Below are 22011 nucleotides of genomic sequence, written 5' to 3'. Positions count from 1 at the left end.
AATGATTATACTTAATGGTAACTATCTCTCATATTATTAGTTACTTTCAGTGAGTTATATAACAATTATGATGATAACTTATTAGCTAACTTTTGTCACATTATTGTTCCTTTTTATTTGTAACTAACTTATTGTAATTGATTGAATTAGATAGTTTATTCCAATTTTTGTGGCTTTATGCAGCTTGTTGAAGTAGCAAATGTAGGGGACTTAACTATTTAAATCAATTTGTAATAATGCCCCATTTTTCTTATTTGACCTCATAAGCCTTCCCAAACTTCCCGATGATCACCTTCCTTCCTACCTCAATCTGCGCATCAACAAAGTCTGCCCAGGACTGAAGCATCTCCCGGCGCTGATTCAGGTACTGCGCACGGTTGTAGACGCCGCGCCCGCCGCCGATCTTAGCGCGAGGCATTTCTCTACCCAGTCGGAGTTGTAGCCTTGCTCATGTAGCAATGTGCTGGCAGTACGCCGGAAGTCATGAATAACAAAATCCCTGACGTTCAGTTCCAGTGTACGCACCGCACAGTTAAGCGTTGTTTTGGAGATCGGGCGTCGGTGGTCGTTTCGGCTGGGGAAGACGTAAGGGGAATCTCCGGCCAGAAATTTTAGCTCTTCGAACATCGTCAGCGCCTGCTTTGACAGCGGAACAATATGCGGGTTATCCATCTTCATTCTTTCGCCGGGTATACGCCATTCCAGCACGTTGAAGTTAACTTTGCTCCATGTCGCTTCAATCATCTCCGATTTACGAACCATGCAGATGATCAGCAGGTGCAAAGCTAGCTTGTGGCGTCGGTTCATGTTAGAGGTGTAGATCCCCCGTCGCAGGATGCCGATCTCTTCTGCTGTTAGCGCCACGTCGGGCTTGTTGCTTGTGCGATATAACGGCCCTCGATAGCGGCTGCCGGGTTGTTGAATATGATTCCCCTGGAAATAGCATAGGCCAGCATGCGTTTAAGCACGTTTCGCGTCAGTAGCGCGACGTGATTCGAACCTCGTTGCTTGATGCGGTCGAGCACGACCTGAATGTGGGAGGTTGTGAGTTCTTCGAGTTCCAGCTTTCCGATGGTGGGAATGACGTCCTTCTCGATAACGCGAGGAACGTTGCGCGGATCGCGGTTACTTTTTTCAACGATATCTATCAGCCAGTGTTTGGCGAACGCTTTTACCGTTGTCGGGTCATTTTGTTTAAATTTTTCTTCCTATCGAAAGTATTTCAATCATCAGACCATCTCTATCAGCTATTTGCCAGGGATGATCTTTTGGAGCTAATGAGCGGAGTTTAGTATTTGAAAGCGCCATTTATCACCTCTTTGCTGTGCCCATGAGGTGTGATTTTTAGATCAAAAAATAAACAATGACACACGAGGAATTTAAAGATGGGCACAATTCAGGACACAAAAATCGCGGATGAACCCGCACCACTATGGACGAGTATGGAAAGTAAAAACCCGCATTAACAGGCAATTAATGCGGGTTAGTGAACGTTCACGGACGAGGATGGACTAAAACTTACTTACCGATACAGAAACTGGAGAAGATGCGGCCCAGCAGATCGTCAGAGGTAAATTCGCCGGTGATTTCACTTAATGCCTGTTGCGACAGACGCAGCTCCTCCGCCAGTAATTCACCGGCCCAGGCGCCCAGCAACTGCGCTTTGCCCTGCTGCAGATGGTCCGCAGCCGTTTCCAGCGCTTGCAGGTGGCGACGACGGGCGAGGAAGCCGCCTTCCATGTTGGTATCGAAGCCCATGCTCTGCTTAAGGTGGTTGCGCAGCACCTCGACCCCTTCACCGGTACGTGCCGACAGGCGGATTAGTGAGTGGCCATTTACTTCGCTGAGCCCCAGCGCTTCGCCGGTGACGTCGGCTTTATTACGCACCACGGTAATCGGCAGTTTAGCGGGCAGGCGCTCGATAAAGTCCGGCCAGATCTCGGCCGGGTCAACGGCGCTGGTGGTGGTGCCGTCGACCATAAACAGCACCCGATCCGCCTGCTCGATCTCCTGCCAGGCGCGTTCAATGCCGATACGCTCCACTTCATCACTGGCGTCACGCAGGCCTGCGGTATCGATGATATGCAGCGGCATACCGTCGATGTGAATATGTTCGCGCAGTACGTCGCGGGTGGTGCCGGCGATATCGGTGACGATCGCCGCTTCTCGTCCGGCCAGCGCGTTGAGCAGGCTGGATTTACCGGCGTTTGGCCGTCCGGCGATCACCACTTTCATCCCTTCACGCAGCAGGCTGCCCTGACGGGCTTCGGCGCGGACGGCATCGAGATCGGCGATCACGTCGTTCAGTTGGGCTTCAATTTTACCATCGGAGAGGAAATCAATTTCTTCATCCGGGAAATCAATCGCCGCTTCCACGTAGATGCGCAGGTGAGTGAGCGCTTCCACAAGATGGTTCACACGCGCGGAGAAGGCCCCTTGCAAGGAGTTCAACGCCGAACGGGCCGCCTGCTCTGAGCTGGCGTCGATAAGGTCGGCGATGGCCTCTGCCTGCGCCAGGTCGAGCTTGTCGTTGAGGAACGCGCGCTCGGAAAACTCGCCCGGATTGGCGATGCGAACGCCGGGCAACGTCAGAATACGTTTGAGCAGCAGATCCAGAATGACCGGGCCGCCGTGGCCCTGTAGTTCGAGGACATCTTCGCCGGTAAAGGAGTTGGGTCCCGGGAACCACAGCGCAATCCCCTGATCCAGCGGCGTACCGTCGGCGTCTTTGAACGGCAGATAGTCGGCATAGCGCGGCTTCGGCAGCTTGCCGAGTACCGCCTGCGCGACGTCGCGCGCCTTAAGGCCGGAGATACGCAGGATGCCCACACCCCCGCGTCCCGGTGGGGTTGCCTGGGCGACGATAGTGTCGTTATGGCTCATGATATGTCTCTTCAAATCGCAATAAAAAAAGGCGGTCATTAGACCGCCTTTTGATTGTAGGCCTGATAAGCGTTAGCGCCATCAGGCAACCCGGCGCGCATTGCCGGATGGCGGCTTCGCCTTATCCGGCCTACACCGAATCAGGATTTTTTCTTCTCGCGGCTATGTAGGCCACGCTTCTCCAGACCACGGTAAATCAGCTGCTGCTGAATAATGGTTACCAGGTTGCTGACGATGTAGTACACCACCAGACCAGACGGGAACCACAGGAAGAACACCGTGAAGATGACCGGCATAAAGGTCATGATCTTCTGCTGCATCGGGTCGGTCACGGTGGTCGGCGACATCTTCTGGATGAAGAACATGGTCGCGCCCATGATGATCGGCAGGATGTAGTACGGGTCTTGCGCGGACAGGTCATGGATCCACAGGATAAACGGCGCATGACGCAGTTCAACCGAGGCGCTCAGCATGTAGTACAGCGCAAGGAAGATTGGCATCTGAATAATCAGCGGGAAGCAGCCACCCAGCGGGTTAACTTTTTCTGCTTTATACAGCGCCATCATTTCCTGGCTTTGACGTTGTTTATCGTCGCCCAGACGCTCGCGCATTGCCTGAATCTTCGGCTGCAGCATACGCATCTTCGCCATGGAGGTGTACTGCGCTTTAGTCAGCGGGTACATGATGCCACGAACGATAAAGGTGATGACGATAATCGAGAAGCCCCAGTTGCCGAGGAAGCCGTGGATGAATTTCAGCAGCTTAAACAGCGGTTGGGAGATGAACCACAGCCAGCCGTAGTCGACGGTCAGATCCAGGTGCGGCGCGACGGCAGCCATTTTATCCTGCAGAGCCGGGCCGACCCACAGCACGCTTTCCAGCTTGTCGGTTTGACCTGGCTGCACCAGTACCGGCTGTGATTTATAGCCGATAGCGACAACGCCATTACCGAGGTTAGCGGTATAGAAGTTGTTGGTGCCGTTGTTATGCGGAACCCACGCGGTGGTGAAGTACTGCTGCAACATCGCTACCCAACCGTCTTTGGTGCTGACGTTCAGGTTTTCGTTGTCGACGATAGTATCGAATTTATATTTTTCGTATTTCGAATCAGCAGTGGAGTACGCCGCGCCACGGAAGGTGTGCATGGTAGACAGACCGCCGGTTTGCGTATCGCGGCTTGATGGCAGCGCTGCTGTTTGCTTCAGCTGACCGAAGGAGGAGATCTCCAGCGGTTTTTCGCCGACGTTTTTCACGTTGTAGCCAACGTTCACCGCATAATCACCGCGTTTCAGGGTGAAGGTTTTGGTGAAGACGTTGCCCGCTTTGTCGGTGTAGGTCAGCGGAATAACGATTTCGTTCTGGCCGTCAGCCAGTACATACGCATCTTTATCAGCGTTATACAGCGGACGCGGGCCGTTAGCCGGGTTATCCGGGCCGTCACGACCAGTTAAGCCGCTCTGTGCCTGATAGATAAACTGTGGCGTGGTTTCCAGTAACTGGAACGGTTCAGTAGATTTCAGCGCTTTCGGGTAAGCCGGAAGCAGCGCTTGCTCAACATCACCACCGCTGGTGTTGATGGTCAGATCAAGCACATCAGTTTTAACCGTAATCAGTTTCCCCTGGCCACTGGCCGGTACGCCCTGGTCTGCGGCGCTACCCGCTGCTGTGGTCGTAGTCTGCGTGGTCTGCTGCTGGGTTTGCGGATTTTTGTCCTGCTCCCAGGCTTGCCAGATCATGAAAGACACGAACAACAAAGCGATGATAAGAAGATTGCGTTGCGAATCCATCGTTAGTGTTCTCTGGTATCAAATGGTCCAGGCGGGACGGGGTCGTCACCACCAGGGTGTAAAGGGTGGCATTTTAATACGCGTTTCACCGTCAACCAACTGCCTTTTATCACTCCAAACCTGCGCAATGCCTCAATTCCGTATTGAGAACAGGTTGGCGTGAAACGACAGTGCGGCCCGAGTAGCGGACTAATCAGGCGCTGATAGACCCTGATAAGGCCTATCAGGACCCGCGAGCCAGGCGACAATGGCGGCGCCATAATTTTTCCAACGCTTCCGAGAGAGCACGGTTATCGAGGTCGGCAACCCCTTTCTTTGCCACCACCACGAAATCCATTGGCGGGAGTTCATGTTGACGTAAACGGAAGCTTTCACGCGTCAGACGTTTAATCCGATTGCGTTCATGCGCGCGCTTAACGTTTTTCTTGGCGACGGTAAGACCGATGCGGGGATGCCCCAGCGAATTCAGGCGGCCGAGGATGGTGATTTGCGGCGTGCCAGCCCGTTGTGGCTGCTGGAAGACGAAAGTGAAATGACTGGGAGTTAACAAACGTAACTCCCTGGGAAATGCTAGCTTAACCACGCAGGGTTAGCTTTATTACTTGGAAACGGTCAGACGAGCGCGGCCTTTAGCACGACGACGTGCCAGAACCTGACGACCATTTTTATTAGCCATACGAGCACGGAAGCCGTGAGAACGGTTGCGCTTCAGTACAGACGGTTGAAAAGTGCGTTTCATGGCGATTTCTACCTAAACTTGAATAAATTCACTGACTTTTGCGTAGACCCGAACGAACTTCGAACGACTTACGCCTCAGCGTGGGTGATTAAAGAGGCCGGATTGTAATAATTGTACACTCCGGAGTCAATTCTCTTTCCTTATTTCTCGCACCTTGCCGCACAAAAAATAAGCTGAGACGAGTTGCGAAAACGGGCGTTACGCGCCGGGTGGGGGATTATACGGCCTGGCGGGTAAAGCGCAAGGATCGTAAAGGATCTTTGTTAGATCAATTCTGTTCAAAACCGGCATAGCTCATTAATTTTTCCAATATGCGGGCGAAATCGTGCCGCACTCTCGCCAGGATCGATTACACTTACCCGGTTTCGATCCTCCTGTGGATAAATCGGGAAGAATCTGTTGAGAAACACAAGATCTCTTTCTCAGTTTAGGCTATGATCCCCGGTCCCGATCGCGATCCACGGATCCGTCCCGGGTAAAACCGCAAATAGCGGTTCGCACGTCACCCCTTTTGCGCAGGGGCTTTTTCGGCTAATGCAGGGTCTTGCGACGTGTGCCAACAATCACGATTGTTTCAGTTTTTCTTTTATATCGATTTTATGTTCGAGTGGAGTCCGCCGTGTCACTTTCGCTTTGGCAGCAGTGTCTTGCCCGATTGCAGGATGAGTTACCAGCCACAGAATTCAGCATGTGGATCCGCCCATTGCAGGCGGAACTGAGCGATAACACGCTGGCACTGTATGCGCCAAACCGTTTTGTGCTCGATTGGGTAAGGGACAAATACCTCAATAATATCAATGGGCTCCTCAATGACTTTTGTGGTGCGGACGCCCCACAGCTGCGCTTTGAAGTGGGCGCGAAGCCTGCGGCGCCGTCCCACCAGGGGACGGCCAACGTCGCCACGGCGATCCCGGCCGCTCAGGTGCAAACCGCGCGCGTCGCGCCGACTGTCGCCCGTCAGGGCTGGGATAACGTTCCGGCGCCGGCAGAGCCCACCTACCGTTCCAACGTCAACGTCAAGCATACGTTTGATAACTTCGTCGAAGGTAAATCTAACCAGCTGGCACGCGCGGCGGCGCGTCAGGTGGCCGATAACCCGGGCGGCGCGTATAACCCGCTGTTCCTTTATGGCGGCACCGGTCTGGGTAAAACCCACCTGTTGCACGCCGTCGGCAACGGCATCGTGGCGCGTAAGCCAAATGCTAAAGTGGTTTATATGCACTCCGAGCGTTTCGTGCAGGACATGGTTAAAGCCCTGCAAAACAACGCCATCGAAGAATTTAAACGCTATTACCGCTCCGTTGACGCCCTGCTGATCGATGATATTCAGTTCTTCGCCAATAAAGAGCGTTCGCAGGAAGAGTTCTTCCATACCTTCAACGCCTTGCTGGAAGGTAATCAGCAGATCATCCTCACTTCGGATCGTTATCCAAAAGAGATCAACGGCGTTGAGGATCGTCTGAAATCGCGCTTTGGCTGGGGCCTGACGGTGGCGATCGAGCCGCCTGAACTGGAAACCCGCGTCGCGATCCTGATGAAGAAAGCCGATGAGAACGATATCCGCCTGCCGGGCGAAGTCGCGTTCTTTATCGCTAAGCGTCTGCGTTCGAACGTGCGTGAGCTGGAAGGGGCGCTGAACCGCGTCATTGCTAACGCCAACTTTACCGGCCGGGCGATCACCATCGATTTCGTGCGCGAAGCGCTGCGCGATTTACTGGCGCTGCAGGAAAAATTAGTCACCATCGACAATATTCAAAAGACGGTGGCGGAGTATTACAAGATTAAGGTAGCGGACCTGCTGTCCAAACGCCGCTCTCGTTCGGTGGCGCGCCCACGCCAGATGGCGATGGCGCTGGCCAAAGAGCTGACCAACCACAGCCTGCCGGAAATCGGCGATGCGTTTGGCGGCCGCGACCATACCACCGTGCTGCACGCCTGCCGTAAGATTGAGCAGTTGCGTGAAGAAAGCCACGATATTAAAGAAGATTTTTCCAATTTAATCAGAACATTATCCTCGTGACGCTATGAAATTTACCGTAGAACGTGAACATTTATTAAAACCGCTGCAACAGGTGAGCGGTCCGTTAGGTGGTCGTCCGACACTGCCAATTCTCGGTAACCTGCTGCTTCAGGTCGCGGACGGCACGCTGTCGCTAACCGGTACCGATCTGGAAATGGAAATGGTCGCGCGCGTGTCGCTGATTCAGCCGCATGAAGCGGGCGCCACCACCGTTCCGGCGCGTAAATTCTTTGATATCTGCCGCGGCCTGCCTGAAGGCGCGGAGATCGCCGTGCAGCTTGAAGGCGACCGTATGCTGGTGCGCTCCGGCCGCAGCCGCTTCTCGCTGTCGACCCTGCCTGCCGCCGATTTCCCGAATCTCGACGACTGGCAGAGCGAAGTGGAATTTACTCTGCCGCAGGCGACGATGAAGCGCCTGATTGAAGCCACCCAGTTTTCGATGGCGCACCAGGACGTTCGTTACTACTTAAACGGCATGCTGTTTGAAACCGAAGGTAGCGAACTGCGCACTGTCGCCACCGACGGCCACCGTCTGGCGGTTTGTTCAATGCCGCTGGAAGAGTCGCTGCCGAACCATTCGGTGATCGTGCCGCGTAAAGGGGTGATTGAGCTGATGCGTATGCTTGACGGCGGCGATACGCCGCTGCGCGTGCAGATCGGCAGCAACAATATCCGCGCTCACGTCGGCGATTTTATCTTCACCTCGAAGCTGGTTGACGGCCGTTTCCCGGACTATCGCCGCGTATTGCCGAAAAACCCGGATAAACACCTTGATGCCGGCTGCGACATTCTCAAGCAGGCCTTTGCCCGCGCGGCAATTCTGTCGAATGAGAAATTCCGCGGCGTGAGGTTATACGTCAGCGAGAACCAGCTGAAAATCACCGCGAATAACCCGGAACAGGAAGAGGCGGAAGAGATTCTCGATGTCACTTATTCGGGCAGCGAGATGGAAATCGGCTTTAACGTTAGCTACGTGCTGGATGTGCTCAATGCGCTGAAGTGCGAGAATGTGCGCATTCTGCTGACGGATTCCGTATCGAGCGTGCAGATTGAGGATGCGGCTTCACAGTCCGCCGCCTATGTTGTCATGCCTATGAGATTGTAGAATCTGCAAAGGGGCTGGTTTACTTGCCATTTCGCCTTCCGGCAGTGCTCGAAATGCTCACGTACTTCGTGTACGCTCCGCTTTCTGCGCGCTGGCGGTAGACGAACTGGCTGCGACACCCACGCCCCTTGAATGATGACGAGCTGATATGTCGCTATCCCGACTCCTAATCAAAGATTTCCGCAATATCGAAAATGCGGATCTCGCTTTATCCCCCAGCTTTAACTTCCTGGTTGGCGCAAACGGCAGCGGCAAAACCAGCGTGCTGGAAGCTATCTATACGCTCGGCCATGGCAGGGCGTTTCGCAGTTTGCAAATTGGCCGGGTAATTCGTCACGAGCAGGATTCGTTTGTCCTGCACGGGCGTTTACAGGGCGAAGAGCGGGAAACCGCCATTGGCCTGACCAAAGACAAACAGGGCGACAGCAAAGTGCGTATCGACGGCACCGATGGCCACAAGGTGGCGGAACTGGCGCACCTGATGCCGATGCAGCTGATCACGCCGGAGGGGTTTACTTTACTCAACGGCGGCCCCAAATACAGAAGAGCGTTCCTTGATTGGGGATGCTTTCATAACGAAGCCGGATTCTTCACCGCCTGGAGCAACCTGAAGCGCCTGCTGAAACAGCGCAACGCCGCGCTGCGCCAGGTGAGCCGCTATGCGCAACTGCGGCCGTGGGACCTGGAATTAATCCCGCTGGCGGATCAAATCAGCCGCTGGCGTGCCGAATACAGCGCCGCTATTGTCGAAGACATGGCGGATACCTGTCAGCAATTTTTACCGGAATTCACCCTCACCTTCTCTTTCCAGCGCGGCTGGGAAAAAGAAACGGACTACGCCGAGGTGCTGGAGCGGAATTTCGAACGCGACAGAATGTTAACCTACACCGCCCACGGTCCGCATAAAGCGGATTTTCGCATTCGCGCCGATGGGGCGCCGGTGGAAGACACCTTGTCGCGCGGGCAGCTTAAGCTGCTGATGTGCGCCCTACGACTGGCGCAGGGCGAGTTCCTGACCCGCGAAAGCGGGCGGCGCTGCCTGTACCTGATAGATGATTTTGCCTCGGAGCTTGACGATGCCCGGCGCGGGTTGCTTGCCAGCCGCTTAAAAGCCACGCAATCGCAGGTTTTCGTCAGCGCAATCAGCGCTGAACACGTAATGGACATGTCGGACAAAAATTCGAAGATGTTCACCGTGGAAAAGGGTAAAATAACGGATTAACCCAAGATTAAATGAGCGAGAAACGTTGATGTCGAATTCTTATGACTCCTCCAGTATCAAAGTCCTGAAAGGGCTGGATGCGGTGCGTAAGCGCCCGGGTATGTATATCGGCGACACGGATGACGGCACCGGTCTGCACCACATGGTATTCGAGGTTGTGGATAACGCTATCGACGAAGCGCTCGCAGGTTACTGTAAAGACATCGTTGTTACTATCCACAGCGATAACTCCGTCTCCGTACAGGATGACGGCCGCGGCATCCCAACCGGCATTCACCCGGAAGAGGGCGTCTCCGCGGCGGAAGTTATCATGACCGTCCTGCACGCCGGCGGTAAATTCGATGATAACTCCTATAAAGTGTCCGGCGGTCTGCACGGCGTAGGCGTCTCGGTGGTTAACGCCCTGTCGCAGAAGCTGGAGCTGGTTATCCAACGCGATAACAAAGTTCACAAACAAATTTATGAGCACGGCGTGCCGCAGGCGCCGCTGGCGGTAACCGGTGAAACCGAAAGCACCGGTACCATGGTGCGTTTCTGGCCAAGCCTGGAAACCTTTACCAACGTCACTGAATTCGAATACGAAATCCTGGCGAAACGTCTGCGCGAGCTGTCGTTCCTCAACTCCGGGGTCTCTATCCGCCTGCGCGATAAGCGCGACGGCAAAGAAGACCATTTCCACTACGAAGGCGGCATCAAGGCGTTTGTTGAGTATCTCAACAAGAACAAAACGCCGATCCACCCGAATATCTTCTATTTCTCCACCGAAAAAGACGGTATTGGCGTTGAAGTGGCGCTGCAGTGGAATGATGGTTTCCAGGAAAACATCTACTGCTTTACCAACAACATTCCGCAGCGCGACGGCGGTACTCACCTGGCGGGCTTCCGCGCGGCGATGACCCGTACCCTGAACGCCTACATGGATAAAGAAGGCTACAGCAAAAAGGCGAAAGTCAGCGCTACCGGCGACGATGCGCGTGAAGGCCTGATTGCCGTGGTTTCCGTGAAGGTGCCGGATCCGAAGTTCTCCTCTCAGACTAAAGACAAGCTGGTCTCCTCCGAGGTGAAATCGGCGGTTGAACAGCAGATGAACGAACTGCTGAGCGAATACCTGCTGGAAAACCCGTCTGATGCGAAAATCGTGGTCGGCAAAATTATCGACGCCGCGCGTGCGCGTGAAGCCGCGCGTCGCGCCCGTGAAATGACCCGTCGTAAAGGCGCGCTTGACCTGGCAGGCCTGCCGGGCAAACTGGCGGATTGCCAGGAACGCGACCCGGCGCTGTCTGAACTGTACCTCGTGGAAGGGGACTCCGCGGGCGGCTCTGCGAAACAGGGCCGTAACCGTAAGAACCAGGCTATCCTGCCGCTGAAGGGTAAAATCCTTAACGTTGAGAAAGCCCGCTTCGATAAAATGCTCTCTTCTCAGGAAGTGGCCACGCTGATTACCGCGCTGGGCTGCGGCATCGGCCGCGATGAGTACAACCCGGATAAACTGCGTTATCACAGCATCATCATCATGACCGATGCGGACGTCGACGGTTCGCACATTCGTACCCTGCTGTTGACCTTCTTCTATCGTCAGATGCCGGAAATCGTTGAACGCGGCCACGTTTACATTGCTCAGCCGCCGCTGTACAAAGTGAAGAAAGGCAAGCAGGAACAGTACATTAAAGACGACGAAGCGATGGATCAGTACCAGATCTCCATCGCGCTCGACGGCGCGACCCTGCACACCAACGCCAGCGCACCGGCCTTAGCCGGCGAGTCACTGGAAAAACTGGTGTCCGAGTACAACGCGACGCAGAAAATGATTGGCCGCATGGAGCGCCGTTTCCCGAAAGCGATGCTCAAAGAGCTTATCTATCAGCCGACGCTGGCCGAAGCCGATCTGAGCAACGAGCAGACCGTCACCCGCTGGGTTAATCAGCTGATTAGCGAGCTGAACGAAAAAGAGCAGCACGGCAGCCAGTGGAAGTTTGATATTCGTGAAAACAGCGAGTTGCAGCAGTTCGAGCCTATCGTGCGCGTGCGTACCCACGGCGTCGATACCGACTACCCGCTGGATAACGAGTTCATCACCGGCGCGGAATACCGCCGCATCTGCACCCTCGGCGAGAAGCTGCGCGGGCTTATCGAAGACGACGCGTTTATCGAACGCGGCGAGCGCCGCCAGCCGGTAGCTAGCTTCGAACAGGCGCTCGACTGGCTGGTGAAAGAGTCGCGTCGCGGCCTCTCTATCCAGCGTTATAAAGGTCTGGGCGAGATGAACCCGGATCAGCTGTGGGAAACCACCATGGATCCGGACAGCCGCCGCATGCTGCGCGTCACCGTGAAGGATGCGATTGCCGCCGACCAGCTGTTCACCACCCTGATGGGCGATGCCGTTGAACCGCGTCGCGCCTTTATCGAAGAGAACGCCCTGAAAGCGGCGAACATCGATATCTAAGCCTGTATTTCCCCGGCGACATAATGTCTACCGGGGCCACGGCTTTGCTAAACCCGGTATGCGTTGCGCTGCCGGGTTTTTCTTTTGCGGCAAAAGAGGAATCCTCCCACGCAATCCATCCTCGTTTTCTCCCGTTGCGAGAGCTGTTTTTTGAGCGGAATCGCGTTAGCATGAGTGAAGACTCATCTTACCCGGGGATCCCATGGCTATTAAACTGATTGCAATTGATATGGACGGCACGCTGTTGCTGCCGGACCATACCATTTCTCCGGCGGTGAAAACCGCCATCGCGGCAGCGCGCGCCCGCGGCGTTAACGTGGTGCTGACGACTGGCCGCCCTTACGCTGGTGTTCATAGCTACCTGAAAGAGTTGCACATGGAACAGCCGGGCGACTACTGCATCACCTATAACGGTGCGCTGGTTCAGAAAGCCAGCGACGGCAGCACCGTGGCACAAACGGCGTTAAGCTACGATGATTATCGCTTCCTTGAGCAACTCTCTCGCGACGTCGGCTCGCATTTCCACGCGCTCGATCGTAATACGCTTTATACCGCGAACCGCGATATCAGCTACTACACGGTGCATGAATCCTACGTGGCGACCATTCCGCTGGTATTCTGCGAAGCAGAAAAGATGGACCGTAATATTCAGCTGCTGAAGGTGATGATGATCGATGAGCCTGCCGTTCTGGATCGGGCCATCGCTCGTATTCCGGCGGAAGTGAAAGAGAAGTATACCGTGCTGAAAAGCGCGCCGTACTTCCTCGAAATCCTCGATAAACGCGTCAATAAAGGCACCGGCGTGAAGTCGCTGGCCGATACGCTGGGTATTAAGCCGGAAGAAATTATGGCGATTGGCGATCAGGAAAATGATATTGCGATGATTGAATTTGCCGGCGTCGGCGTGGCGATGGATAACGCCATCCCGACCGTTAAAGAAGCGGCGAATTTCGTCACCAAATCGAACCTTGAAGATGGCGTCGCCTTCGCCATTGAAAAATACGTCTTAGCCTAAGCGCATTTCGGGCCCGGAATTCTCCGGGCCTCAGACTGCTGACAAAGAAGGAAAAAGCGTGGTTTTTCCTTCTTTGTGGTTATCAGCCGAAAATCAATAAATTGATTTTCCATGTTTTTTGTCTGGTGCAATCTGTAAGTGCAACGGTTGCATGAGGTTTGTCATCAATCTCAGGCCCGGAATTCTCCGGCCTGTCTTCTCTTTTTTCATGAATAGATGTTAATCCGCATTTAAATCCCTTAATCAGCGCAGGGGATTCTATAAGCTACCAGCCCCCTTTTAACAATACGTTAATAACTAACATCATATTCCTATGAATAAAAATCACTTTTTGATGTTGGTTGCGCTGCCTTTTTCCTCTCTTCAGGTCTGCGCGGCCGCAGAACCAACAACTCCACTTGAACCCGTATACGCCTGGCACGGTAGCGAACCGGCGGATCTGCCCGCGCCTGACAATAGCCAGGCCGCGGCGCCGGAATCGACATCGGTATTGCCTTTTTTAGGCGATGAAGCCCGAAAGCGCGGCTACGTTCTGCCACTACCTTTTGGTGTCGGCGTTAACTATATGAATATGCGGCAGAATATTAATGTCGATAGCATTAATTTTACCGGTTTATCGTTAGGTAATTTTTCACTGGATAACGCCTTCCAGATTGGCGTCGGTAATACGCGAGAAAGTAGCAAAACCGAGACCCTTAAGCTGGATGCCTGGCTGCTGCCGTTTATGAACGTCTATGGCCTGGTTGGACACACTAAAGGCCATTCTATCTCGCAAATCGCCGTTGGCCTGAAAGGGCCGAATGGCAAAGTGATGCCTATGCCAGGTATGCAGAATCTTGATTTTCGCCTTGATTTTAAAGGCACTACCTACGGCGTCGGTACCACGCTGGTGGGCGGCGTCGGCAACTGGTTCACGGTATTAGATGCCAACTATACGCAGACGCGTTTTGATATCCTCGACGGCAGCATTGATGCTTTCACCTTTTCGCCGCGTTTGGGCTATCGTTTCAATACGCCGTCGGTAGATGCGCTGCATCTGCCGAACGGGAAGCTGAATGTCTGGGTCGGCAGCATGTATCAGGATGTGCAGCAAGAATTTAAGGGCAGCCTGAACGATCTGTCGATGCCGTCGACGATGCTGCAAAACATGGTCAATCTGGCCAACAAGAACGGCAACGGTCGCTTTGATGTGAAACAGCATCTGCAGTCGCCGTGGAACGTGCTGGTGGGCGCGCAGTATGAGATGACCCGGAACTTTAATATCACTACGGAGTTTGGTTTTGCCGAACGTAATAGTTTCTTTATCGCCGGCGAGTATCGCTTTTGAGCCGACCGTTTAACCCTATCCTGCTGTTGCTAACCTGCCTTGTTATTGGGCAGGCGCAGGCACAGGCGCTTAGCCGCGAAAAAATCGACGGCTGGTTGCAAAACCTTGGCGCCAGCGACAAGTTTGACGCCAGCAAAGGCATCGACTGGGGCGTCATGCCCGGGCCATTTTATACGCCGGAGCTGGGGCTTGGATTGGGTACGGCTGTTGTGGGCATGTATCGCCCGGACCCACATGACACCATCAGCCAGAACTCCACGCTGACGCTTAGCGGCTACGTCAGCTCCACCGGCGCGTTTGGCCTTAGCGTTAAAAACTATGCCTTTTTCGACAATGATTTGTGGCGGGTATTTGTTGAAGGCTCGATGGCCAACACACCGACTTACTACTGGGGACAAGGTTTTCACGCCGGCGACAAAGACAATGAGAAAGAAAAATATACCGCCCAGGTGCTGACATTGCGCCCGATGCTCTACCGGCAGCTCATCGATAATGTTTATCTGGGGGCGGGGTGGTCGCTGGCGGCGCAAAATGCCGATGAGATGGACCATGACGATCTGCCGAAAATAGAAAACACCCCGCAGGGGCCATCGGTATTCAGCTCCGGCGCCAGTATTGATATCAACTGGGACGATCGCGATTTTGTCCCCAACCCACGCAAGGGCCAATACGCCGATTTTCGCTATACCCACTATGCGCCGGGGCTCGGCAGCGACACGCGTTTTGATGAGTTTCGCCTGCACTACAGCCGCTATCAGGCCCTGAGCGATAAAAGCGTGCTGGCCTGGGAAGCGGATGGCACATTTACTCAGGGCGATGTGCCGTGGAGCATGATGCCGCTGCTCGGTAGCGATGAGCGTATGCGCGGCTACTACCAGGGGCGCTACCGCGATAAAAACGTGGTCAGCTCCCAGCTGGAATACCGTCGTCAGTTGACGTGGCGACACGGCGTTGTTGCCTGGGTCGGTGCAGGCACCATGGGGCCATCCATTGATTCACTGAATGATGGACGCTGGCTACCTTCGGCGGGCGTCGGCTACCGCTTTGAATTCAAACCTCGCGTTAATATTCGCCTCGACTACGGTGTCGGCAAGGGCAGCAGCGGCTTTTACTTCCAGGTCGGCGAAGCGTTCTAACTCTTATTTACCCTCCTTCCCTGCTTTGACGGCGCCATCTGGCGTGGCCACAGACATTTTTATTTTTATGTATTGTTCTTTTTGTGATCTAAATTGTAGTACAATACAATGATGTTGTACTACATTGAGCTCGTGGCGACGATGCCTGACATCACGCTAGTAGTACAAAAGTGAGGCGAAATTCGACAGCGACGGTAAAGTAGAGCAGTACACATAGAGCATAAGGACTCTCCATGACTCTCAATAAGACCGATCGCATCGTGATCACGCTGGGCAAACAGATTGTCAGCGGTAAGTACGTACCGGGTTCAGCGCTACCGGCCGAAGCGGAACTGTGTGAAGAGTTTGAAACTTCGCGCAACATCATCCGCGAAGTATTTCGCTCGCTAATGGCGAAGCGGCTGATCGAAATGAAGCGTTACCGAGGCGCATTTGTCGCTCCGAGAAACCAGTGGAACTACCTCGATACCGAGGTACTGCAGTGGGTACTGGAAAATGATTATGACCCGCGTCTTATCAGCGCGATGAGTGAAGTGCGCAACCTGGTCGAGCCCGCCATTGCCCGCTGGGCGGCAGAGCGCGCCACCTCGAGCGATCTGGCGGAAATCGAGTCGGCGCTCAATGACATGATCGCCAACAATCAAAACCGGGATGCCTTTAACGAGGCCGATATTCGTTACCACGAAGCGGTGCTGCAGTCAGTACATAACCCGGTTTTACAGCAGCTTAGCGTGGCGATCAGTTCGCTGCAGCGGGCGGTATTTGAACGGACCTGGATGGGCGATGAAGGCAACATGCCGAAAACCCTGCAGGAACATAAAGCGCTATTTGACGCCATTCGGCATCAGGATAGCGACGCGGCGGAGCAGGCGGCGTTGACGATGATCGCCAGCTCGACACGAAGGCTCAAGGAAATCACATGACGGCTCGCTACATCGCAATAGATTGGGGATCGACGAATTTACGCGCCTGGCTTTATCAGGGCGAAGAATGCCTGGAAAGCAGGCAATCTGAAGCAGGCGTAACGCGCCTGAACGGTCGCTCTCCCGCTGCGGTGTTAGCGGAAATTACCCAACACTGGCGCGATGGCGCCACACCGGTGGTGATGGCAGGGATGGTCGGCAGCAACGTGGGTTGGAAAATCGCCCCCTATTTGCCGCTTCCTGCCGCTTTCTCGGACATTGGCCAGCAGTTAACTGCCGTTGGCGACAATATCTGGATAATTCCCGGTCTTTGCGTTTCCCGTGACGATAACCATAACGTCATGCGCGGAGAAGAAACGCAACTGCTGGGCGCACGCGCCTTAGCCCCTTCATCTGTCTACGTGATGCCGGGAACCCACAGCAAATGGGTACTGGCCGATCGCCTGCAAATTCACGATTTTCGTACCGTTTTGACCGGTGAGTTGCATCATCTGTTGCTTCAGCACTCGCTGGTGGGCGCCGGCTTACCGCCGCAGGAGATGTCCGCCGAGGCATTCGCGGCCGGTCTGCAGCGCGGTATCAACAACCCCGCCGTCCTGCCGCAGCTGTTTGAAGTTCGCGCTTCGCACGTGCTGGGCGCGCTGCCTCGCGAGCAGGTTAGCGAATTTCTTTCCGGCCTGCTGATTGGCGCTGAAGTTGCCACCCTCAGCGACACGTTCGCCGGACAGCAGGCGATCGGCCTCGTCGCCGGATCATCGTTAACGTCCCGCTATCAGCAGGCATTCGCCGCCATTGGCCGCGAAGTCACCGCGGTTGCGGGCGATACGGCATTTCAGACAGGAATAAGGAGCATCGCTTATGCAGTGGCAAACTAACCTTCCGCTTATCGCTATCCTGCGCGGCATTACGCCAGACGAGGCGCTGGCTCACGTTGGCGCCGTTATCGATGCCGGTTTCGACGCGGTCGAAATCCCGCTGAACTCGCCGCAGTGGGAGAAAAGTATTCCGCAGGTCGTCGATGCTTACGGCGAGCAGGCGCTTATCGGCGCGGGCACCGTGCTGCAACCGGAGCAGGTCGACAGGCTGGCGGCCATGGGCTGTCGGCTGATTGTGACGCCAAACATTCAACCGGAAGTGATCCGGCGAGCGGTGGGTTACGGCATGACCGTGTGCCCAGGCTGCGCCACCGCCAGCGAAGCCTTTAGCGCGCTCGATGCCGGCGCGCAGGCGCTGAAAATCTTCCCGTCATCGGCTTTTGGACCGGATTACATCAAAGCGTTGAAAGCCGTGTTGCCGCCGGAGGTTCCGGTCTTTGCCGTTGGCGGCGTGACGCCGGAAAACCTGGCGCAGTGGATTAATGCCGGTTGTGTGGGGGCTGGGCTGGGTAGCGATCTCTATCGCGCCGGCCAGCCGGTTGAACGTACCGCGCAACAGGCAGCCGCATTCGTAAAAGCGTATCGAGAGGCAGTGAAATGAAAATAACCAATATCACCACGTACCGTTTACCTCCGCGTTGGATGTTCCTGAAGATTGAAACCGATGAAGGCATTGTCGGCTGGGGCGAACCGGTGATTGAAGGGCGCGCCCGCACGGTGGAGGCGGCCGTTCATGAATTTGGCGACTACCTGATTGGCCAGGATCCGGCGCGGATTAACGACCTGTGGCAGGTGATGTACCGCGGCGGCTTTTATCGCGGCGGCCCGATTATGATGAGCGCCATCGCCGGTATTGACCAGGCGCTATGGGATATTAAAGGTAAGGTTCTGAATGCCCCGGTCTGGCAACTGATGGGCGGGCTGGTGCGTGACAAAATTAAAGCCTACAGCTGGGTGGGCGGCGACCGCCCCGCCGAAGTAATTGACGGGATTAAGAAGCTGCGCGGCATTGGTTTCGACACCTTTAAATTAAACGGCTGCGAAGAGATGGGGCTCATCGATAATTCCCGCGCGGTTGACGCGGCGGTGAATACCGTGGCGCAAATCCGCGAAGCGTTTGGCAATGAAATTGAGTTTGGTCTCGATTTTCATGGCCGCGTTAGCGCGCCGATGGCTAAGGTATTAATTAAAGAGCTGGAGCCATATCGCCCATTATTTATTGAGGAACCGGTATTAGCCGAGCAGGCGGAATATTATCCGCGGCTGGCGGCGCAAACGCATATTCCAATTGCCGCCGGCGAACGTATGTTCTCGCGCTTTGAATTTAAACGGGTACTGGAAGCGGGCGGGGTGGCTATTTTACAGCCCGATTTGTCGCACGCAGGCGGTATTACCGAATGCTATAAAATTGCCGGAATGGCGGAAGCCTATGACGTTGGGCTGGCGCCGCACTGCCCGCTGGGGCCGATCGCGCTGGCGGCTTGTCTGCACGTCGATTTCGTTTCACATAATGCGGTCTTCCAGGAACAGAGCATGGGGATCCACTACAATAAAGGCGCCGAACTGCTTGATTTTGTGAAAAATAAAGAAGATTTCAATATGGAAGGCGGCTTCTTTAAACCTCTGATGAAGCCGGGACTGGGCGTAGAAATCGATGAGGCCCGCGTGATTGAGTTAAGTAAAAATGCGCCGGACTGGCGAAATCCGTTGTGGCGGTATGAGGATGGCTCTGTCGCCGAATGGTAAATGCTCTTCATATTTCACGCCACAGGTGCGTTGGCTGCGATTGCGCACCCCAGTCACTTACTAATGTAAGCTCCTGGGGATTTGCAATCTTGCCGCCTTCCTGCGACGTGAACTATTTAGAGCATTCGTAAGTAAAAAATAAAAAACAAAAACACCCTCTGTAAATTACCGGGCATGGTGAGCGGCTTCGCTATGCCCAAAATCTGGAGACAGATTGCGATGGATATTTCAGTTACCGCTGTAAAACCCGGGCGTCGCCGTTATCTGACGCTCATCATGATCTTTATTACCGTGGTTATTTGTTATGTTGACCGCGCCAACCTCGCCGTCGCCTCGGCGCATATTCAGGAGGAGTTTGGTATTAGCAAAGCGGAAATGGGCTACGTATTTTCCGCCTTTGCCTGGCTGTATACCCTCTGTCAGATCCCTGGCGGTTGGTTCCTTGACCGCGTGGGATCCCGGCTTACCTACTTTATCGCTATATTTGGCTGGTCCGTGGCGACGTTGTTACAAGGCTTCGCCACCGGCTTAATGTCGCTGATTGGTTTACGCGCCATTACCGGCATCTTCGAAGCGCCAGCCTTCCCGACCAATAACCGCATGGTGACCAGCTGGTTCCCGGAGCACGAACGCGCCTCTGCCGTCGGGTTTTATACCTCGGGGCAATTTGTGGGCCTGGCCTTCCTCACGCCGCTACTGATCTGGATCCAGGAGCTATTAAGCTGGCATTGGGTATTTATCGTTACCGGCGGGATCGGCATTATCTGGTCGTTAATCTGGTTTAAGGTTTATCAACCGCCGCGCCTGACTAAAAGCATCAGCAAAGCCGAACTCGACTATATCCGCGACGGCGGCGGCCTGGTGGATGGCGATGCGCCGCTGAAGAAAGAGGCGCGTCAACCATTATCCAGAGCGGACTGGAAGCTCGTCTTTCACCGTAAGCTGGTTGGCGTTTACCTTGGGCAGTTCGCGGTTACCTCTACGCTGTGGTTCTTCCTGACCTGGTTCCCGAACTACTTAACCCAGGAAAAAGGCATCACCGCGCTGAAGGCCGGCTTTATGACCACGGTGCCCTTCCTCGCCGCGTTTTTTGGCGTCCTGCTCTCCGGCTGGCTGGCGGATAAGCTGGTGAAAAAAGGTTACTCGCTGGGCGTAGCGCGCAAAACGCCGATTATCTGCGGGCTGCTGATCTCCACCTGCATCATGGGGGCAAACTATACCAACGACCCCGTGTGGATCATGGCGCTGATGGCGCTGGCATTCTTCGGCAACGGTTTTGCGTCTATCACCTGGTCGCTGGTCTCCTCCCTGGCGCCGATGCGCCTGATCGGCCTGACCGGCGGGGTGTTTAACTTTGTTGGCGGACTGGGCGGTATCACCGTACCGCTGGTGATTGGCTATCTGGCGCAGGATTACGGCTTTGGCCCGGCGCTGGTTTATATCTCCGTGGTGGCGCTGATAGGCGCGCTGTCTTATATCCTGCTGGTCGGCGATGTGAAACGTGTAGGCTAAATTTTGGCGATACGCTACCCTGATGCGTAAGTCTCGCATCAGGGTATCGTCATGAAACAAGTCACTTTTGCTCCCCGTCACCATCAGCTTACCAATATCAATACCTGGACCCCGGACAGCCAGTGGCTGGTTTTCGACGTCCGACCGTCGGGGGCCTCTTTCACCGGCGAGACCATTGAGCGGGTGAATATCCATAGCGGCGCCGTTGAGACGCTCTATCGCGCCGCTGACGGCGCCTGCGTTGGCGTGGTCACCGTACACCCGACGCAAGATAAATACGTTTTTATTCACGGCCCTGAACACCCGGATGCCAACTGGCATTACGATTTTCATCACCGCCGCGGGGTGGTGAGCTGGCAGGGTGAAACCCGCAATCTTGATGCGCTGGATATTACCGCGCCTTATACCCCCGGCGCGCTGCGCGGCGGCAGCCATGTTCATGTCTTCAGCCCTGACGGCCAGTTTGTTAGCTTCACCTATAACGACCACGTACTGCACGAGTACGATCCGGCGCTGGATCTGCGCAACGTTGGCGTGGCCGCGCCCTATGGCCCGGTGAGCCCGCAGGGCACGCATCCCCGTGAATATGCCGGCAGCCACTGGTGCGTGCTGGTGAGCCGTACCACGGCGAACCCATTACCGGGCAGCGATGAGATCAATCGCGCCTATGAAGAGGGATGGGTGGGTAATCATGCCCTGGCGTTCATTGGCGATACGTTGGCGGAAAACGGCGACAAAGTGCCTGAACTGTTTATGGTGACGCTGCCGCGGGATGAGGCGGGCTGGAAGCGGCAGGGCGATGCGCCGCTGGCCGGAAGTGCAACGACGATGCCCGCGCCGCCGGCAGGCGTCAGCCAGCGTCGTTTGACCTTTACCCACCAGCGCCGCTATCCGGGGCTGGTGAATGTGCCGCGCCATTGGGTACGCGCCAATCCGCAGGCCACCGAGATCGCCTTTCTGATGCGTGATGATGCAGGCGTTGTACAGCTGTGGCTTATCCCGCCTGCGGGCGGCGAGCCGCGTCAGTTAACACATACTGCTACGGGGATTCAGTCGGCGTTTAACTGGCATCCATCGGGCGCGTGGCTGGGATGCGTGGTGGAAAACAAAATCGCGCTCTGCGATGCCCGCAGCGGCGCGGTAAGTTATTTGACGACCGATCGCGAAAATCCGCCGTCCGCGGATGCCGTCGTATTTTCGCCGGATGGCAAATACCTGGCGTGGATGGAAGACGTCGACGGTTATCGCCAGTTATGGATAACCGAAACGCAGCGCTAG

Annotated in this window: 18 protein-coding genes and 1 pseudogene; 13 read left to right on the top strand and 6 right to left on the bottom strand. The window is 55.1% G+C overall.

What is annotated here, in order from left to right; translation table 11 throughout:
• Positions 1-250 precede the first annotated feature (250 nt).
• From ABLU78_RS03875 to rpmH, 6 genes and pseudogenes are all read right to left on the bottom strand, one after another.
• Positions 251-1308, bottom strand: a pseudogene (locus ABLU78_RS03875) (site-specific integrase).
• A 210-nt stretch (positions 1309-1518) separates the two neighbouring features.
• A complete protein-coding gene (gene mnmE / locus ABLU78_RS03870) occupies positions 1519-2883 on the bottom strand; it encodes a tRNA uridine-5-carboxymethylaminomethyl(34) synthesis GTPase MnmE (protein ID WP_015703904.1) in 1365 nt (454 codons plus the stop codon).
• A gap of 140 nt (positions 2884-3023) precedes the next feature.
• Positions 3024-4670: a membrane protein insertase YidC gene (gene yidC / locus ABLU78_RS03865; protein WP_015369027.1), complete on the bottom strand. Its 1647-nt coding sequence runs from the start codon at positions 4668-4670 to the stop codon at positions 3024-3026.
• A gap of 2 nt (positions 4671-4672) precedes the next feature.
• Positions 4673-4930 (bottom strand): membrane protein insertion efficiency factor YidD, encoded by a 258-nt coding sequence (gene yidD / locus ABLU78_RS03860; RefSeq protein ID WP_015703903.1) that lies wholly within the window; start codon positions 4928-4930, stop codon positions 4673-4675.
• On the bottom strand, positions 4894-5253 hold the full coding sequence (gene rnpA, locus ABLU78_RS03855; protein WP_015703902.1) for a ribonuclease P protein component: 360 nt from the start codon (positions 5251-5253) through the stop codon (positions 4894-4896). The genes yidD and rnpA overlap by 37 nt, the downstream gene beginning before the upstream one ends.
• Positions 5254-5268: 15 nt before the next feature.
• Complete coding sequence (gene rpmH / locus ABLU78_RS03850) at positions 5269-5409, bottom strand: 50S ribosomal protein L34 (RefSeq protein ID WP_015369029.1); 141 nt, start codon at positions 5407-5409, stop codon at positions 5269-5271.
• 619 nt (positions 5410-6028) lie between these two features.
• Here rpmH and dnaA point away from each other — a divergent pair.
• The 13 genes from dnaA to ABLU78_RS03785 all read left to right on the top strand — a co-directional run bounded on the left by dnaA (position 6029) and on the right by ABLU78_RS03785 (position 22011).
• A complete protein-coding gene (gene dnaA / locus ABLU78_RS03845) occupies positions 6029-7429 on the top strand; it encodes a chromosomal replication initiator protein DnaA (protein ID WP_045362100.1) in 1401 nt (466 codons plus the stop codon).
• Between the two features lie 4 nt (positions 7430-7433).
• Positions 7434-8534, top strand: a complete 1101-nt coding sequence (gene dnaN / locus ABLU78_RS03840; RefSeq protein ID WP_015369032.1) for a DNA polymerase III subunit beta — start codon at positions 7434-7436, stop codon at positions 8532-8534.
• A 148-nt stretch (positions 8535-8682) separates the two neighbouring features.
• The gene (gene recF / locus ABLU78_RS03835) at positions 8683-9756 is read left to right on the top strand and encodes a DNA replication/repair protein RecF (protein WP_048229828.1); all 1074 of its coding nucleotides are present in this window, start codon (positions 8683-8685) and stop codon (positions 9754-9756) included.
• A 28-nt stretch (positions 9757-9784) separates the two neighbouring features.
• Positions 9785-12199: a DNA topoisomerase (ATP-hydrolyzing) subunit B gene (gyrB, locus tag ABLU78_RS03830; protein WP_048229830.1), complete on the top strand. Its 2415-nt coding sequence runs from the start codon at positions 9785-9787 to the stop codon at positions 12197-12199.
• Between the two features lie 202 nt (positions 12200-12401).
• A complete protein-coding gene (gene yidA, locus ABLU78_RS03825; protein ID WP_015369035.1) occupies positions 12402-13214 on the top strand; it encodes a sugar-phosphatase in 813 nt (270 codons plus the stop codon).
• Between the two features lie 313 nt (positions 13215-13527).
• Positions 13528-14541 (top strand): hypothetical protein, encoded by a 1014-nt coding sequence (locus ABLU78_RS03820; protein ID WP_080940499.1) that lies wholly within the window; start codon positions 13528-13530, stop codon positions 14539-14541.
• The gene (locus tag ABLU78_RS03815) at positions 14538-15677 is read left to right on the top strand and encodes a BamA/TamA family outer membrane protein (RefSeq protein ID WP_015703897.1); all 1140 of its coding nucleotides are present in this window, start codon (positions 14538-14540) and stop codon (positions 15675-15677) included. Before ABLU78_RS03820 ends, ABLU78_RS03815 begins: the two co-directional genes overlap by 4 nt.
• Positions 15678-15910: 233 nt before the next feature.
• A complete protein-coding gene (gene dgoR, locus ABLU78_RS03810; RefSeq protein ID WP_015369039.1) occupies positions 15911-16600 on the top strand; it encodes a D-galactonate utilization transcriptional regulator DgoR in 690 nt (229 codons plus the stop codon).
• A complete protein-coding gene (locus ABLU78_RS03805) occupies positions 16597-17475 on the top strand; it encodes a 2-dehydro-3-deoxygalactonokinase (protein WP_048229834.1) in 879 nt (292 codons plus the stop codon). The genes dgoR and ABLU78_RS03805 overlap by 4 nt, the downstream gene beginning before the upstream one ends.
• Positions 17459-18076 (top strand): 2-dehydro-3-deoxy-6-phosphogalactonate aldolase, encoded by a 618-nt coding sequence (locus ABLU78_RS03800; RefSeq protein ID WP_004181595.1) that lies wholly within the window; start codon positions 17459-17461, stop codon positions 18074-18076. Before ABLU78_RS03805 ends, ABLU78_RS03800 begins: the two co-directional genes overlap by 17 nt.
• Entirely contained in the window at positions 18073-19221 is a 1149-nt protein-coding gene (gene dgoD, locus ABLU78_RS03795) for a galactonate dehydratase (RefSeq protein WP_016946147.1), read from the top strand. Before ABLU78_RS03800 ends, dgoD begins: the two co-directional genes overlap by 4 nt.
• A 174-nt stretch (positions 19222-19395) precedes the next feature.
• A complete protein-coding gene (locus tag ABLU78_RS03790; protein WP_047037691.1) occupies positions 19396-20733 on the top strand; it encodes an MFS transporter in 1338 nt (445 codons plus the stop codon).
• A 51-nt stretch (positions 20734-20784) separates the two neighbouring features.
• Positions 20785-22011, top strand: a complete 1227-nt coding sequence (locus tag ABLU78_RS03785) for a DUF3748 domain-containing protein (RefSeq protein ID WP_048229835.1) — start codon at positions 20785-20787, stop codon at positions 22009-22011.

Source organism: Klebsiella sp. JN_Kp122, assembly GCF_040062085.1.
GTDB lineage: Bacteria > Pseudomonadota > Gammaproteobacteria > Enterobacterales > Enterobacteriaceae > Klebsiella > Klebsiella aerogenes.
Note: the sequence above shows the minus strand (reverse complement) of the source record. Positions and strands in the feature narration are given on the sequence as shown.